This is a genomic window from Citrobacter sp. Cpo074, from assembly GCF_030332745.1.
Taxonomy (GTDB): Bacteria; Pseudomonadota; Gammaproteobacteria; order Enterobacterales; family Enterobacteriaceae; genus Citrobacter; species Citrobacter portucalensis.
Window position 1 is genome coordinate 19653 of record NZ_JAOWHG010000011.1, and the last position, 14807, is coordinate 34459.

At 50.8% G+C, this 14807-nt stretch carries 18 protein-coding genes; 12 read left to right on the forward strand and 6 right to left on the reverse strand.

The genetic code is table 11. The features are described 5' to 3' along the window. Window positions 1–12: 12 nt before the first annotated feature. The 10 genes from yihU (at window position 13) to fabY (ending at window position 9688) form a co-directional block, all read left to right on the forward strand. Window positions 13–903 carry a sulfolactaldehyde 3-reductase gene (yihU, locus tag OGX83_RS00135; RefSeq protein ID WP_008786991.1) on the forward strand — a complete coding sequence of 297 codons (891 nt, stop codon included), beginning with the start codon at window positions 13–15 and terminating at the stop codon, window positions 901–903. Between the two features lie 25 nt (window positions 904–928). Beyond that, entirely contained in the window at window positions 929–1816 is an 888-nt protein-coding gene (locus OGX83_RS00140) for an aldolase (RefSeq protein ID WP_234691960.1), read from the forward strand. A 31-nt stretch (window positions 1817–1847) separates the two neighbouring features. Beyond that, on the forward strand, window positions 1848–2858 hold the full coding sequence (locus OGX83_RS00145; RefSeq protein WP_153687766.1) for a zinc-dependent alcohol dehydrogenase: 1011 nt from the start codon (window positions 1848–1850) through the stop codon (window positions 2856–2858). A gap of 69 nt (window positions 2859–2927) precedes the next feature. Next, entirely contained in the window at window positions 2928–4361 is a 1434-nt protein-coding gene (locus tag OGX83_RS00150) for an MFS transporter (RefSeq protein ID WP_008786994.1), read from the forward strand. Between the two features lie 104 nt (window positions 4362–4465). Then, window positions 4466–5791, forward strand: coding sequence for an MFS transporter (locus tag OGX83_RS00155; protein ID WP_048215206.1), 1326 nt, complete (start codon window positions 4466–4468; stop codon window positions 5789–5791). A gap of 30 nt (window positions 5792–5821) precedes the next feature. Then, window positions 5822–6712 (forward strand): aldose epimerase family protein, encoded by an 891-nt coding sequence (locus OGX83_RS00160; protein ID WP_235125979.1) that lies wholly within the window; start codon window positions 5822–5824, stop codon window positions 6710–6712. 90 nt (window positions 6713–6802) lie between these two features. Beyond that, a complete protein-coding gene (gene yihX, locus OGX83_RS00165) occupies window positions 6803–7402 on the forward strand; it encodes a glucose-1-phosphatase (RefSeq protein WP_008786997.1) in 600 nt (199 codons plus the stop codon). Then, the gene (locus OGX83_RS00170) at window positions 7396–8268 is read left to right on the forward strand and encodes a virulence factor BrkB family protein (protein ID WP_008786998.1); all 873 of its coding nucleotides are present in this window, start codon (window positions 7396–7398) and stop codon (window positions 8266–8268) included. Before yihX ends, OGX83_RS00170 begins: the two co-directional genes overlap by 7 nt. Further along, complete coding sequence (dtd, locus tag OGX83_RS00175; protein WP_003825289.1) at window positions 8265–8702, forward strand: D-aminoacyl-tRNA deacylase; 438 nt, start codon at window positions 8265–8267, stop codon at window positions 8700–8702. Before OGX83_RS00170 ends, dtd begins: the two co-directional genes overlap by 4 nt. A gap of 44 nt (window positions 8703–8746) precedes the next feature. After that, a complete protein-coding gene (gene fabY, locus OGX83_RS00180; protein ID WP_003825286.1) occupies window positions 8747–9688 on the forward strand; it encodes a fatty acid biosynthesis protein FabY in 942 nt (313 codons plus the stop codon). A gap of 17 nt (window positions 9689–9705) precedes the next feature. Here fabY and OGX83_RS00185 read toward each other — a convergent pair whose 3' ends face one another. The 3 genes from OGX83_RS00185 to OGX83_RS00195 all read right to left on the reverse strand — a co-directional run bounded on the left by OGX83_RS00185 (window position 9706) and on the right by OGX83_RS00195 (window position 11474). Beyond that, on the reverse strand, window positions 9706–10152 hold the full coding sequence (locus tag OGX83_RS00185) for a helix-turn-helix domain-containing protein (RefSeq protein ID WP_048215203.1): 447 nt from the start codon (window positions 10150–10152) through the stop codon (window positions 9706–9708). Continuing rightward, entirely contained in the window at window positions 10149–10460 is a 312-nt protein-coding gene (locus tag OGX83_RS00190; protein ID WP_048215202.1) for a type II toxin-antitoxin system HigB family toxin, read from the reverse strand. The genes OGX83_RS00185 and OGX83_RS00190 overlap by 4 nt, the downstream gene beginning before the upstream one ends. Before the next feature lie 84 nt (window positions 10461–10544). After that, window positions 10545–11474 carry an alpha/beta hydrolase gene (locus OGX83_RS00195; protein ID WP_111466282.1) on the reverse strand — a complete coding sequence of 310 codons (930 nt, stop codon included), beginning with the start codon at window positions 11472–11474 and terminating at the stop codon, window positions 10545–10547. Between the two features lie 219 nt (window positions 11475–11693). Here OGX83_RS00195 and OGX83_RS00200 point away from each other — a divergent pair, with 219 nt between their 5' ends. Beyond that, the gene (locus OGX83_RS00200; RefSeq protein WP_060683044.1) at window positions 11694–12005 is read left to right on the forward strand and encodes a hypothetical protein; all 312 of its coding nucleotides are present in this window, start codon (window positions 11694–11696) and stop codon (window positions 12003–12005) included. Beyond that, entirely contained in the window at window positions 12006–12293 is a 288-nt protein-coding gene (gene nadS / locus OGX83_RS00205; RefSeq protein WP_038635893.1) for a NadS family protein, read from the forward strand. A 43-nt stretch (window positions 12294–12336) separates the two neighbouring features. Here nadS and fdhE read toward each other — a convergent pair whose 3' ends face one another. From fdhE to fdoH, 3 genes are read right to left on the reverse strand one after another with little or no spacing between them, the layout of a single operon-like run. After that, window positions 12337–13266: a formate dehydrogenase accessory protein FdhE gene (gene fdhE, locus OGX83_RS00210; protein WP_286574073.1), complete on the reverse strand. Its 930-nt coding sequence runs from the start codon at window positions 13264–13266 to the stop codon at window positions 12337–12339. Then, the gene (gene fdoI, locus OGX83_RS00215) at window positions 13263–13898 is read right to left on the reverse strand and encodes a formate dehydrogenase cytochrome b556 subunit (RefSeq protein ID WP_003028686.1); all 636 of its coding nucleotides are present in this window, start codon (window positions 13896–13898) and stop codon (window positions 13263–13265) included. The genes fdhE and fdoI overlap by 4 nt, the downstream gene beginning before the upstream one ends. Beyond that, complete coding sequence (fdoH, locus tag OGX83_RS00220; protein WP_003825273.1) at window positions 13895–14797, reverse strand: formate dehydrogenase O subunit beta; 903 nt, start codon at window positions 14795–14797, stop codon at window positions 13895–13897. The genes fdoI and fdoH overlap by 4 nt, the downstream gene beginning before the upstream one ends. Between the last annotated feature and the right edge of the window lie 10 nt (window positions 14798–14807).

A 14807-nucleotide genomic window follows, 5' to 3' on the forward strand; every position in this document is an offset into this window, starting at 1 on the left:
AGGAGAGCATTCATGACAACCGTTGCATTTTTGGGCTTGGGCCAGATGGGCAGCCCAATGGCTAATAATCTGTTGCAAAAGGGACATGCTTTGCGTGTGTTCGACGTAAACCAACAGGCAGTCAATGAATTAGTACAAAAAGGTGCGACTGCTGCTCAAACACCCGCTGAAGCCGCTAAAGGTGCCGAATTCATAATCACTATGCTGCCAAATGGCGACATCGTTCGGCAAGTTCTGCTGGGTAAAGATGGCGTCAGCGAAGGCCTGTCCCCCAATGCCCTGGTTATTGACATGTCCACGATTCATCCATTGCAGACCGATGAGTTGATTCATGAGATGAAAGAGAAAGGCATCAGCATGATGGATGCTCCTGTGGGCAGGACGTCAGTTAACGCGATTGACGGCACGCTGCTGATTCTTGCTGGCGGAACGCCTGAACAGGTTGAACGTGCTCGCCCTGTGCTGATGTGTATGGGGAATGAGCTGGTGGAAGCTGGCGGTCCCGGTATGGGGATCCGCGTAAAGCTCATCAATAACTATATGAGTATTGCGCTGAACGCCTTGTCAGCGGAAGCCGCTGTTCTTTGCGAGTCATTGGGTTTGAGCCTTGATGTGGCCATTAAGGTCATGAGCGGTACTGCCGCAGGCAAGGGGCACTTTACGACAACCTGGCCTGGCAAGGTACTTAAAGGAGACCTTTCTCCGGCATTCATGGTGGACCTCGCGTTGAAAGACCTGCGTATTGCCGTCGATGTCGCTAGTCAGACCGGTGCGCCGCTCAATATGGGCATTGCAGCAGAAACCTATTACACCCGTGCCAGCGAGAACGGTCGAGGCCGTCAGGACTGGAGTGCGCTGTTATCTCAGGTTCGTCAGCAGGCTGGCCGACCAGATTCACTCTAAATTTTAAACAGTTACAGGAGTTATTATGTCTTCCCACAATACCCCATACACGCTGAAAGATATTTCTCGCCCTGGCGGTGGATTTGCCATGCTGGCCGTTGATCAGCGTGAAGCAATGCGTCTGATGTTTGCAGCCTCTGGACATCCGAAACCTGTTGCCGACAGCGTATTGACTGATTTTAAAGTTGCAGCAACACAAATTCTGTCTCCCTACGCTTCAGCGGTTCTGGCAGATAAACAATTTTGTCTCGATCAGATTGTCTCTCAAGGTGCAGTCGCTGATTCATGTGGACTGATTGTGGCGGCTGACCATTTTGTTCCGGGTAATGGTATTCCGGTTGATAGTGTCGAAATTGACAGAGCAATTGATCCGCATAAAGCCCGCGAAATGGGTGCGAAAGCCATGAAGTTGTTAGTGCTGTGGCGTGAAGATGAACCCGCAGAAGAACGTTTGGCTATGGTGGCTGAGTTTGTTCAACGCTGTCGTACCGCAGGGCTGGTCAGCATCATTGAGCCGGTCGTTCGTCCTCCTCGTCGTGGCTGGGAATTTGACCGGGAAAGCGCCATCGTTGCCGCAGCGGCTGAACTCGGCTGCACCGATGCTGACCTCTATAAAGCTGAAATGCCATTAGGCGGCAAAGGTGATGAACAGACCCTACTTGCTGCGTGTCAAAAGTTGCATGAACAAATGAAAATGCCGTGGGTCATTCTCTCTTCTGGTGTTGATGCGGACATTTTTGGCCGCGCGGTCCGTATCGCCATGAAGGGTGGAGCTTCCGGATTCCTGGCAGGGCGTGCCGTTTGGGCATCGGTTGTTGGTGCTCAAGATCCGCAAACAATGTTGCGTGATGTGTCGGTTCCACGCTTACAACGCCTGGCAGAAATCGTCGATGAAGGGATTTCTCAGCGTTAATCACCCATTTTAACGAATCTGGAGAAGAACCATGGATAAGATTACCCAAGTTCTATTTTCTGATATTGGGAAGGTGACCACCCAATATGTTGAGCTGCCGCACCAGGAACTTAAACCGCAAGAAGTCCGCATTGCTCCGGTGTTTTACGGAATATGTGGCTCTGATCTGCATGTACTGAAAGGAGGACACCCATTTGCAAAACCTCCGGTTGTGCCTGGACATGAAATTGCGGCACGCGTAACTGAAGTGGGCAGTGAAGTAACGAATGTTAAGCCGGGCGATCATGTCGTAGTCGACCCAATTATGGCCTGCATGGAGTGTCGTGCTTGTAAAGCGGGTCGCTTTAATCTGTGTGAACCTCCACAGGTTGCTGGCTTCCGGGCGCCGGGTTTTGCCCGCTCGCAGCACATTGTACCTGCACGAAACTGCCATGTTGCACCTGCTTCGTTACCACTAAAAGCACTGGCTTTCGCTGAGCCCGCAGCCTGCGCGCGTCATTGCGTGAGCCGTATGCCGAAAGCGTCATTGGAAAGTGTATTAGTGATTGGTGCAGGGACAATTGGTTTATCCATCGTTCAAGCATTGCGCATCATGGGCGCGGGAAAGATCACCGTCATCGAGCCTGATGCCGCCAAGCGCGCGTTGTCGTTAAAGCTAGGTGCCACGGAAGTCTGGGCTCCGGGGGAATTGGATGCACAGGTCCGTTTTACGGGGGCAATTGATGTTGTTGCCGCCCAGGCCACGCTGAATGATGCATTTACCCATGTTTATGCTGGCGGAACGGTAGTGTGCATGGGGGTACCGAGTGGCCCACGTGAAATTCCTCTTCCGATGATGCAGCGCTTTGAACGCGATTTGTTGAATTCCGGCATGTACATCCCGGAAGACTTCGATGCCGTGATTGAATGGCTTGCGGATGGGCAGTTTGACACCAGCGAACTGGTGACCGATCTCTTCCCTGTCGAAGATGCGGATAAGGCGTTTGAACGTGCGCAGCAAAATGACTCTATAAAAGTCATGCTGCAATTTGCTGAGGTTTGATGCTGTAACCCTCTGTCTGGCGCTGCTTAAGGGTAGCGCCATCCTACAACAATGAAAAAGGATGCTGCGATGAGTCACATCACCAGTCCTACACCTTACTCGATCGGTCGTCCCCAGGACGTGATTGATATTGTTAATAAACATTCAGCAGTAAACACCAGTGTCGGCGTCATTTTTATCGCTCTTGGTGGCATTCTAATTGATGCCTATCAGGCGGCGATGGTGGGTTTTGGTAATAAATATATCGCATTGCAATTTGGTATTTCACCGGGGCTGGCGGCGACGGTTAACGCCTCTGTTTTAGTCGCCGCCCTGATTGGTGGATTACTGGCGAACCGTGTGATTAACCGCTTTGGTCAAAAGCGTGCATTTATCATCGGAATGGGCCTGTGCACAATAGGTGCCGCAGCTGTCGCGATAGCCCCGAACATCTGGTGGGTGCTGGTGTGTCGCGTAATCATGGGATTTGGCTTGGGTATTGATTTCCCGCTGGCAACAAATGCGGTGGCAGAACTACGCGGCTCAACATCTAAGAAAACCGGTTCGTCAGTTAATCTCTGGCAAATGGCCTGGTATGTATCAACTACGGTCGTCTATCTTGTGCTGCTTCCACTGTTGTTGTCGGGTATCGCGGAAGAGCAATTATGGCGCTATGGTATTTTCATTGGTGCTATTTTTGCCGTCATTATCATGATTCTGCGTTATTTCTTCATCGGTGAGTCTGCAATGTGGGCCGCACGAGTCGGACGTTATGATAAAGCCTGCGATATTCTGGCTAAACGCTATGGTGTTCATGCTCGCGTTGCTGCCAAACCAAAAAACGATGATTTTTCTGCTGAAAAAACAGAAAGTAAGTTTCATGGCGGCTATGGGATTTTATTTAACTCACGTTATCGCAAACGCACTATTCTCGGCTGCGTTGTGGCGACGATGCAAGCCTGGCAATATAACGCCGTGGGTGTTTATTTACCGCTGACTTTGGCGGGAATACTGAGCGGTGGATTAACCGGGGCTCTTAGCGGTTCTGCGGTAGTGAATGCCCTGTGTGGCATTACAGGTGGATTGATTGGTTCTCTTATCCTCCAGCGTTTGGGAACTCGCCTTCAGTCGATGTATGGTTTCGCCGTCGTAACGGTTGCATTACTGGCTTTAGGTGCATTAGCAACCACCAACCCATGGCTTTCTTTAGGTTTGTTGGGCGCAATCATTTTCTTCCATTCAGCGGGCCCGGGCGGCCTGGGAATGACCATTGCCACACTTTCTTATCCGCCATCTATTCGCCCGACAGGCGTAGGATTTGCTCGTGCAATTATGCGTACTGGGGCGATTGCCGGACTTATTTTCTGGCCTATGTTGTGGGGTGCATTAAAGACAGAAGCGTTCTATTGGCTGGCAATTGTTCCTTTTCTCGGCTTCCTGACATGCGTGTTGATTAAGTGGGAACCACTTGGTGCAAACGTTGACGCTGAAGACGCTGAGGTACTGGCTGAGTTGGATAAATAACAAGCAAGCGCGTCGCAACATGTCGACGCGCTTTTTCGTATAAATCCGCCGCTTTTTTAGTGATTTTATTGCGCAGATTTCTCGCCGACCCGGAGAGGAAAATTATGGCTGAAATAGAACATGTACCAGGGAAAGAGCTATCCGGCAAAGCCATGAGACGCGTTGTCATGGGCAGTTTCGCTGGCGCGTTGATGGAATGGTACGATTTTTTTATTTTCGGAACGGCGGCAGGGCTAGTCTTTGCTCCCCTGTTTTTCCCTGATAGCGATCCTTTTATTGGTTTAATCGCCGCATTCGCCACCTTTGGTGTGGGTTTTCTGTCACGTCCGCTTGGAGGCATTGTTTTTGGCCACTTTGGCGATAAAGTCGGTCGCAAAATAACGTTGATTTGGACGTTAGCGATAGTTGGTTCCTCAACGTTTTTAATCGGTTTCATTCCAACATACCAGGATATTGGGATCTGGGCCCCGATTATATTGATGGTTCTGCGCCTGGTTCAGGGGTTCGGTCTGGGTGGGGAATATGGCGGGGCTGCATTGATGACTATTGAATCTGCGCCTGAGGCGAAGCGCGGGTTTTTAGGTTCGCTCCCACAAACGGCAGCCTCAGTTGGGATTATGCTGGCGACAGGGGTGTTTGCATTATGCAATCACTTCCTGACCCAGGAAGAGTTTCTGGCCTGGGGATGGCGTATCCCTTTTTGGCTATCTGCCATCATGTTAATTGTTGGGATGTTCATACGGTTACATACTGAAGAAACACTGGATTTTAAAAAACAAAAAACGGCTGTCTCACAGGAACAATCAGCACCACCGTTGATTGAACTTTTCCGTAAGCATCCACGGAATATTCTGTTGGCGCTAGGGGCCAGGCTGGCGGAGAGCGTTTCGTCGAACATCATTAATGCCTTTGGTATTGTCTATATTTCCAGCCAGTTGGCATTATCAAGGGATATTCCACTCAACGGCATGCTAATCGCCTCAGCAATTGGCATTGTGTGTTGTCCATTAATTGGTTGGATCTCTGACCGCGTTGGGCAACGGAAGATGTATTTATTTGGCGCTGGTTTTTGCATCCTTTTTGCATTTCCATTCTTCCTGCTGCTGGATACGAAAAGCACACTTATCATCTGGTGCTGCATGATCCTTGGCTATAACCTGGGGCCAACGATGATGTTTGCAGTACAACCCACCTTATTTACCCGTATGTTCGGAACACGAGTGCGCTATACGGGTCTTTCCTTTGCCTATCAGTTCTCAGCAATTCTGGGTGGGTTAAGCCCGCTCATTGCCTCCAGCTTGTTGGCGCTGGGAGGCGGGAAACCGTGGTATGTAGCACTGTTTCTGTTTGTTATCTCAATACTTTCATTCATTTGCGTCTGGCTTATCGAGCCACATTCAGACAATAAAAATGACGCTAATAACATTTAACTTCTTACCGAAATATCAGAGAGCAATAACATGAACAATGAATTGAATACTGAGCATTATCAAGCATTACAACGTGCTTTTGATACCGCCTGGCCGGGACCGATCGGCCAACCTATTTTTCTGGAAAAAGGACATCTACGTCTGCAAATTTTTCCGCGCGATGGTGCCAGAATCACCTCGCTTCAGGCGTTTGGTTTTGAAGTGTTACGTCAATGGGAGCCACAGCGTAAAGCATTTCAGTATGGCTGCTTTCCTATGGTTCCTTGGGCAGGTCGCCTTGGCGATGCAACATTGACCGTGGGGGAGAAACAGTATGTATTACCTGCTAACAAACCGCCTCATGCTCTACATGGTATGGCCTGTTATTCATCATGGGAAATTGTCGAACATAAAGCGGATACCTTGAAACTGCGCATGCTACTGGGCGCTCCTTGGCCCTGGCAAGGAGAGGTCCTGCAGACGTTGACTCTTGAAGACGATGCGTTAATTCTGCGACTTGAAATTCACACCATGTCTGAAACTTTTCCGGCATCTGCTGGATGGCACCCCTGGTTTGCAAAACAACTGGGCCAGCAGAATGAAGAAGATGAATTACTGGTATGTTTTAAGGCCGACTGGCAGGAAGAAGCCGGGAATAATGAGTTACCAACAGGTAATAAAATCCCCCCACAATCAGGCCCGTGGGATGACTGCTTTGGTTTTAATGATGGTCTCAATGTCAGATTACAGTGGCCAGGTAAGCTGAGTATGACGATGACATCGAGTGCGCAAAGCCTGGTTGTTTTTGACAAACAGCCCGACGCAACATGTGTCAATCCGCTTACTCAGGCGCCAAATGCGATAAATAGGACACCGCAGTTTGTCAGTGCAGGTCTTCCGTTGGTGATTGAGTCGCGCTGGCAATTTACACAGGAATTCTGATGGCTTAGCCAATAATCCCGACAGGGACTCATAGTCAAACTTCTCCTTTCCCGCTACAGTTATTCATCCACGGCGAATAAGGAGAAGGGCATGCTCTATATCTTTGATTTGGGTAATGTGATTGTCGATATCGACTTCAATCGCGTGTTAGGTACTTGGAGCGATCTGAGCCGTGTACCGCTGGCTTCGTTAAAGCAAAGTTTCACCATGGGAGAGGCTTTTCACCAGCACGAGCGAGGTGAAATAACGGATGAAGCCTTTGCCGAAGCGCTATGTCATGACATGGCGCTACCGCTAAGCTATGAGCAGTTCTCCCACGGCTGGCAGGCCGTTTTTGTTGCCTTGCGTCCTGAAGTCATCGACATCATGCAAAAGCTGCGTGAGCAGGGGCATCGGGTGGTCGTCTTGTCGAATACTAACCGTCTGCACACGACGTTTTGGCCGGACGAATACCCCGAAATCCGTCAGGCTGCTGACCATATTTACCTTTCCCAGGATCTTGGCATGCGTAAACCGGAAGCGCGGATTTACCAGCATGTCCTGCAGTCTGAAGGTTTTTCTGCGCATGAGGCGGTATTTTTCGACGACAACGCCGATAATATTGAAGGGGCTAATCGGTTAGGGATTACCAGCATCCAGGTTGTCGATAAAACGACCATTCCGGACTATTTCGCGAAGTTGCTATGCTAAAAAATGTTCAGCAACAAGCCAGGCACCATACGCGTCCTGTTCGGGCCTGGCTGAAGCTACTATGGCAGCGGATTGATGAGGACAACATGACGACGCTGGCAGGGAATCTTGCCTATGTCTCATTGCTCTCATTAGTGCCGCTTATTGCCGTAGTTTTTGCGCTTTTCGCTGCATTTCCGATGTTTTCTGACGTCAGCGTCCAGCTACGTCATTTCATTTTCGCAAACTTTATCCCGGCGACGGGAGATGTCATTCAGCGTTATATCGAACAGTTCGTTGCCAACTCGAACAAAATGACGGCCGTTGGGGCGTGCGGGTTGATTGTGACAGCGCTATTACTGATGTATTCCATTGATAACGCGCTGAATACTATCTGGCGTAGCAAGCGTACTCGGCCTAAAGTTTACTCTTTCGCCGTCTACTGGATGATTTTAACGCTGGGGCCGCTGCTGGCGGGGGCCAGTCTGGCAATCAGCTCTTATCTGTTGTCATTGCGCTGGGCCAGCGATCTCAACACGGTGATCGATAACGTCCTGCGTATTTTCCCGCTGGTGCTCTCCTGGCTCTCTTTCTGGCTGCTTTACAGCATCGTACCGACTACACGTGTACCTAACCGTGATGCGGTTATTGGCGCCTTTGTGGCCGCTGTGTTGTTCGAAACCGGAAAGAAAGGATTTGCGCTCTATATCACGATGTTCCCGTCTTATCAGCTCATTTACGGTGTCCTGGCGGTGATCCCCATTTTATTCGTCTGGGTATACTGGACCTGGTGTATCGTCTTGCTAGGCGCGGAAATAACTGTCACTCTCGGGGAATACCGCAAACTTAAACAAGCCGCAGAACAAGAAGAAGCAGAGCAACCATGATTGCATTAATTCAGCGCGTAACCCGTGCCAGCGTCACCGTGGAGGGCGAGGTGACGGGTGAAATTGGCCCAGGACTTTTGGTCCTGTTAGGTGTCGAAAGGGATGATGACGAACAGAAAGCGAACCGCCTGTGCGAGCGCGTACTCGGCTATCGAATCTTTAGCGATGCCGAAGGCAAAATGAACCTTAACGTGCAGCAGTCAGGGGGCAGCGTGCTGGTGGTTTCACAGTTCACGCTGGCGGCAGATACCGAACGCGGCATGCGCCCGGGGTTTTCAAAAGGGGCTGCGCCCGATCGTGCAGAGGCGCTGTATGAGTACTTTGTTGAGCGTTGCCGCCAACAGGAAATGAATACGCAAACCGGTCGATTCGCTGCGGATATGCAGGTTTCACTGGTTAATGATGGCCCCGTGACGTTCTGGTTACAAGTATGAACCAGCTACCGGTGTGGCCGCGGACAACAAGAGAGAATACGACGATGTATCACCTTCGAGTACCGCAAACAGAAGAAGAATTGGAGCGTTACTACCAGTTTCGCTGGGAGATGCTGCGTAAACCGTTGCACCAGCCTAAAGGCTCCGAACGGGATGCCTGGGATGCGATGGCGCATCACCAGATGGTGGTGGACGAAGAGGGGAATCTGGTCGCAGTAGGACGTCTGTACATCAATGCGGATAACGAAGCCTCCATACGCTTTATGGCCGTTGACCCCTCCGTGCAGGAGAAAGGGTTGGGCACGCTGATGGCGATGACCCTGGAGTCTGTGGCGCGTCAGGAAGGGGTAAAACGCGTAACCTGTAGCGCCCGTGAAGATGCGGTCGAATTTTTTGCCAAACTGGGGTTTGTGAGCCAGGGAGAAATCACTACGCCGCAAACCACGCCGGTGCGTCACTTTTTGATGATTAAACCCATCGCGACGCTGGACGACATTCTCCATCGCGGGGACTGGTGCGGACAACTACAGCAAGCCTGGTACGAACATATTCCATTAAGCGAGAAAATGGGTGTGCGCATTCAGCAATATACCGGGCAGAAATTTATCACCACGATGCCCGAGACGGGCAATCAGAACCCGCACCATACGCTGTTTGCCGGGAGCCTGTTTTCACTGGCGACGCTAACGGGCTGGGGGCTAATCTGGCTAATGCTGCGCGAGCGTCATCTCGGCGGGACGATAATCCTTGCTGACGCGCATATACGGTACAGCAGGCCGATCACCGGGAAACCTACAGCCATCGCCGATCTGGGCTCGCTGAGCGGAGACCTGGATCGTCTGGCAAGAGGTCGTAAGGCGCGCGTTCAGATGCAGGTCGGGGTATTTGGCGACGACACGCCGGGTGTGGTGTTTGAAGGCACTTACATTGTGCTACCCGCAAAACCGTTTGGCGCATATGAAGAAGGCGGGAACGAGGAAGAGTAAGTCAGAGGGTATCTTCTCTACTCGATGAATGCGTCTGCCGGAAGATTAAAGCGTTCTGCAAGCGCTTTAATATGGCTTACAGTCAGTGCTCTGCGACCATTTAAGATGTTGCTGACGTTCGATTTTGAACCGAGTTCGTTGGCAAGGTCTGCTGCTTTGAGACTGTATTGGTCCATGAGCGTACGCAATACTGAAACGCCAGAGGGTGTTTTCTCCAGGTGTTGGTTGAGTGCTTTGAATTCCGGCGCATGTTTTTCATATTTACTGATTCGGGCACAGAGCAATTCAAATAGTGGGTTTTCAAGATCGTCGTGGTCGACCAGATACTCCACTAGCGCAAGTGCCCTGCGATACTCAGTGTCATTTCGGTCTTCCCCCAACAGTGGGATGGTTTTTACCGCATCGCTGAAGGTATCAACAATCTTTTTTGCGCTGGCTGCATCCATATGACGATGCGTTCTCATTCTTTATTACCCCGATAATATGCTGTCAGTTTGTCATATTCGGCATGGGAAACGATATGTTTGACAAATATCTTATGTGACCTGAAATCTATGTAGGAGATGAGTCTTAGGCTGTTACCAGAAACATCAATCACCCACCATTTATCTCTGTACTTAAAATTATCCAGTGAAGGAATATACTGCTTCATCTCTTCAGGCTGAATGAATGTTTTTTTCTCCAAAACATTCAGTAAATCAGCGAGAGCAAGCTGATGATTTGGATACATGAGCATTGCCTCGTTAAAAGGTTTTCGGCTGATAACATGCACGGTGTAGTTCCATTACAAGGTTTTCAACCTGAAAACAAAATAACGCAACGCAATTAAGTTTACAAGATGAAAACACTATATTAATTAAGCATGTCTTACTGCTGTAGAATTTATGGCGCGCCAGGCAACATCCCGCATTGCGCTTCGTGCCGCTTGACTCACCCCTGCTAGCTGGAAAAATCCGTGGATAACACCGAGATAGCGTTGGCAGGTGCAATCCACGCCCTGCTCCTGGAACCGTTGATACAGGGCCTCACCTTCATCTCGCAGTGGGTCGAATTCAGCTGTAATGATGTGCGTGGGCGGTAAACCGTTGAAGTCTTCGCGCCAGAGCGGGCTGACTTCGGGATGCAATGGATCGGTTTGCGGCATATACATCTCGTAGCCCGACAGCAGTGTGTCGCGGGTGATAATGTAATCCTGTCCATTATGGTCATAGCTCGCAAAGCTGGCGGTTGCATCCAGCATCGGGTAGATCAGCATAAGCTGCGCAGGTTGCCATTGCCTGGTAGCTTTCAGGCGTAGTGCGGTGACCAGCGCCAGATGCCCGCCAGCGCTGTCGCCAGCCAGCGTAATGTTGTCCCGGTCTACTCCCAGTTTCTTGGCATACTTCCAGATAATATTGGCCCCCGATTCAGCATCGTTATGTGCTGCCGGGAAGATGTGCTCTGGTGCGAGGCGATACTGCACCGCAATGACCCGACAGCCGCTGTACCAGGCGAGTTGCCTTAGCTGGTTATCATGAGTGGTAAATCCGCCGCTGACAAAGCAGCCGCCGTGATAATAGATAACGCAGGGGAGATTTCCCGTGCAGCCCCGCGGCGAAACTACGCGAAACATCATGGCATCGAGTTCAATATCTTCAACCTGTACGCGGGTTTCAGTGTCTCCGGCCAGTACCGTGCTGGCGATGTAGCCTGCTCTCCGGTCATCAATATTCTGCTCGCGCGAAGAAGGACGTCCCGCCGCGATAAATGCCTCAACCAGCTGTGCAATCCCGCTTTCCAGTGCCATTTTCACATCCCCTTATCTGTATGGATATACAGGTTTATAACCTGGATAACTAAGAATGAAAATGGGAAAAATGGGGGGGGTTATGATTCTGGAAAGCTGCTCGCAGATTAAATACCGTCATTGGTTTCTGCTGTTTGAATTCTGTATTGTGAGGAAAATGTACTATACGCCATTGACGTATAGTTAATTTCTATTAATATAGTCCAATGGCGTACTAAAATGCTATTCATAGAAACGGAAATCTTCACTGAAGACGTCAAAAAATTACTGGATGATGATGAATACCGTAGATTACAGATATTCCTTGCGATTCAGCCTGATTGTGGCGATCTGATACAAGAAACGGGTGGACTGAGAAAGGTTCGCTGGAGAGCGCGAGGGAAAGGCAAACGTAGCGGTGTGAGGATCATTTACTTTCATCAAATCAGAAAATCACAAATTCGATTGTTGCTGATTTATCAGAAAGGGATCAAGGATGATCTGACTCCACAAGAAAAAGTGCTGCTGCGTATGTTGAATGAGAGGTGGTAAATGGATAAGGCACTATTTGAGCGATTAACTCAAAGTATGGTTCAGATGAATGAGATCGCTGAAGGAACGCGACAACCTTCCCGTACCTTTCATATTGACGCCATGAAAATAAAGGAAATTCGCCAGTCTTCAGGATTATCACAGACTCGTTTCGCAGATTTGATATCGGTAAGCGTGGATACGTTGCGAAATTGGGAGCAAGGGCGTCGTTCACCGACCGGTCCAGCAAAAGCGTTGTTACGTGCTATTGCCAATGATCCAAAACATGTCATTCAGGCACTAAGATAATCCCCGGCAGTTTGGTTCAATTGCCGGGGGAAGATCTTAAAACTTACTCCCCTTCACCCGGGAACAGGAACGGGTTGATAGAGCTGCGGGCAAAGCCCTCTTGCTCCATGTGCGCGTCCAGCATCAGTGAAGCGAGATCGTCAGCCACGGCTTCAACTTTAGGGTCTTTTTCCTGATAGAGAATCTTCAGATAAGTCCCACAGTCGCCGCAGCTTTCAGCTTTAATTGCCGCCTGTTCGTTATCCAGCGACCAGTAGTTCAAATCACGGCTTTGCTCGCAGTTGCTGCATTTCACGCGCACCACGTGCCACTCGGTTTCACACAGGTTGCAGTGCAGATAACGCAGCCCCTGAGTGGTACCGATTTGCACCATGCTGGAGACCGGCATTGAACCACACACCGGGCAGTACTGACGCTGTTCACCGTATTCCGCACGGGCTTTGCCGGGGATCAGGCTTGCCATCTGCGCCCAGTAGAGCGACAGGGCAGCCCAAATGAACGGCGCTTTATCGCTGCTGACGGAGGCGAAATCAGAGGCAAACAGCGCGCTGGCCATCAGCTCCAGTTCCTGCTCTGAGGCTTTTTCCAGATTTTCGATCACGGCAAGCGCAGGGCCGCTCATTTCTGGTTTCAGCTCAGCAATTAACGATTGCAGCAGTTTTTGCCAGTGCTTGTCGCGTGGCAGAACGTGGATATCCAGCGGCGGTTTGCCCTGATCGTTCGCTTCTTTGATGCGAGCGGTCAGATCCATCTGCAGCGGATGGTCGTACAACACCACTTCCTGCGCGTGGGCAATCAGCGCGGCAAAGCGCAGGAAGTCGCCCAGCGGGTTGTTCTCGGCCAGCTCGCGCAGGCGCTCAGCGCGGCGGTTATACAAATTTTTGAGTCTGGGGAATAATAACGGCGGAATCATATCCGCCGTGCGTTTCTCGCTCTTCTCCAGCTCATCTTGCGGGATTATGCGAATACTCATTCAGATGACTTTTCCTGTTTCTGGCGGACTTCACGGTACCAGCGTGGGTGATGTTTCTTCGCCCATGAACTGGTAACCCATCCTTCCACCATCGCGGTAATGGTGCCTTTCACCCAAAGGGCGGCGTAAATGTGCACCATGATAACCACAATTAACGCTACTGCGGCAAATGAATGCAGCATTAACGCGAATCGGATCACCGGGATTGAGAAAGCAGGCGCAAAATACGGACGCCAGATGACCACTCCGCTCACCAGCAACAGGACCAGGAAGATAATCGCCGCCCAGAATACGCATTTCTGGCCGAAGTTATAACGTCCCGTGTCACCTACTTCCTCGTTGACGACAATCTTACGAATATTCTTCGCCCAAAAGATATCATCCCGATTGATTAGATTGTGGTGCCAGTAACGGAAAAACATGATGATAAACGAGGCAAACATGATCACGCCGACAAACGGGTGCACAATTCGCGCCAGTTGTGGAGTGCCCATGATGTGCATCAGCCAGTTAAAAGACGGGAAGAGAAAGCCCATCCCGCTCACCGCCGCCAGAATGAAGCAGAAGGCGGTGATCCAGTGGTTGATGCGTTCCGGCGCCGTGTAGCGCACGATGGTGTCACGTCGTTTCATTTGCGCACCTCGTCGTCTTTTTCATGCAGATTGTCTTCTTCTTCTTCCGCACGGTTCGGGCCTACGCCGACGTAGTGGAAGATGCTGGCCGCAAATGTCGCTGCAAAGCCGACGGCTGCGAGGGGTTTCCAGATGCCTTTCCAGAACTTAACGGTTGCGCTGATCTCCGGGTTCTCCGGCAGGCCGTGATACAGATTCGGTTTGTCCGCATGGTGCAATACGTACATTACGTGCGTACCGCCAACACCCGCCGGATCGTACAGACCCGCGTTTTCGTAACCACGCGTTTTCAGCTCCGCCACGCGCTCGCCTGCCAGCGTTTTCATCGACTCTTTGGTGCCGAAATGAATGGCGCCGGTTGGACAGGTTTTCACGCAGGCCGGTTCTTGCCCGACCACAACACGGTCAACGCACAGCGTACATTTGTAGACGCGGTTGTCTTCCGGATTGAGGCGCGGCACGTCGAACGGGCAGCCCGCGATGCAGTAGCCACAGCCGATACACTGCTCAGACTGGAAGTCGACAATACCGTTGGCATACTGAATGATTGCGCCTTCAGCCGGACACGCCTTCAGGCAGCCCGGATCGGCGCAGTGCATACAGCCATCCTTGCGGATAAGCCATTCCAGTTTGTCGTTTTGTTCCACTTCCGAGAAGCGCATCACCGTCCAGGATTTGGCGGTCAAATCAGCCGGGTTGTCGTACACCCCAACGTTGTTGCCCACTTCATCACGGATGTCGTTCCATTCAGAACACGCCACCTGACACGCTTTACAGCCGATACAGGTGGTGACGTCGATAAGCTTCGCCACTTCTTCCTGATGGTCCCGCGCCTGAGGCGCGGGGGTGAAACCGTTAGTGGCGGAACGACGAATGATGTCTTGCGATTGATAAGCCATAGGTCGTCTC

Excerpts from the sequence above, each read along its gene's own strand:
- OGX83_RS00150 (WP_008786994.1), top strand. The coding sequence starts at position 2,928 with ATGAGTCACATCACCAGTCCTACACCTTACTCGATCGGTCGTCCCCAG.
- OGX83_RS00145 (WP_153687766.1), top strand. The coding sequence starts at position 1,848 with ATGGATAAGATTACCCAAGTTCTATTTTCTGATATTGGGAAGGTGACC.
- dtd (WP_003825289.1), top strand. The coding sequence starts at position 8,265 with ATGATTGCATTAATTCAGCGCGTAACCCGTGCCAGCGTCACCGTGGAG.
- OGX83_RS00160 (WP_235125979.1), top strand. The coding sequence starts at position 5,822 with ATGAACAATGAATTGAATACTGAGCATTATCAAGCATTACAACGTGCT.
- OGX83_RS00195 (WP_111466282.1), bottom strand. The coding sequence starts at position 11,474 with ATGGCACTGGAAAGCGGGATTGCACAGCTGGTTGAGGCATTTATCGCG.
- fabY (WP_003825286.1), top strand. The coding sequence starts at position 8,747 with ATGTATCACCTTCGAGTACCGCAAACAGAAGAAGAATTGGAGCGTTAC.
- nadS (WP_038635893.1), top strand. The coding sequence starts at position 12,006 with ATGGATAAGGCACTATTTGAGCGATTAACTCAAAGTATGGTTCAGATG.
- fdoI (WP_003028686.1), bottom strand. The coding sequence starts at position 13,898 with ATGAAACGACGTGACACCATCGTGCGCTACACGGCGCCGGAACGCATC.
- OGX83_RS00170 (WP_008786998.1), top strand. The coding sequence starts at position 7,396 with ATGCTAAAAAATGTTCAGCAACAAGCCAGGCACCATACGCGTCCTGTT.
- OGX83_RS00200 (WP_060683044.1), top strand. The coding sequence starts at position 11,694 with ATGCTATTCATAGAAACGGAAATCTTCACTGAAGACGTCAAAAAATTA.
- yihU (WP_008786991.1), top strand. The coding sequence starts at position 13 with ATGACAACCGTTGCATTTTTGGGCTTGGGCCAGATGGGCAGCCCAATG.
- yihX (WP_008786997.1), top strand. The coding sequence starts at position 6,803 with ATGCTCTATATCTTTGATTTGGGTAATGTGATTGTCGATATCGACTTC.
- OGX83_RS00155 (WP_048215206.1), top strand. The coding sequence starts at position 4,466 with ATGGCTGAAATAGAACATGTACCAGGGAAAGAGCTATCCGGCAAAGCC.
- fdoH (WP_003825273.1), bottom strand. The coding sequence starts at position 14,797 with ATGGCTTATCAATCGCAAGACATCATTCGTCGTTCCGCCACTAACGGT.
- fdhE (WP_286574073.1), bottom strand. The coding sequence starts at position 13,266 with ATGAGTATTCGCATAATCCCGCAAGATGAGCTGGAGAAGAGCGAGAAA.
- OGX83_RS00140 (WP_234691960.1), top strand. The coding sequence starts at position 929 with ATGTCTTCCCACAATACCCCATACACGCTGAAAGATATTTCTCGCCCT.
- OGX83_RS00185 (WP_048215203.1), bottom strand. The coding sequence starts at position 10,152 with ATGAGAACGCATCGTCATATGGATGCAGCCAGCGCAAAAAAGATTGTT.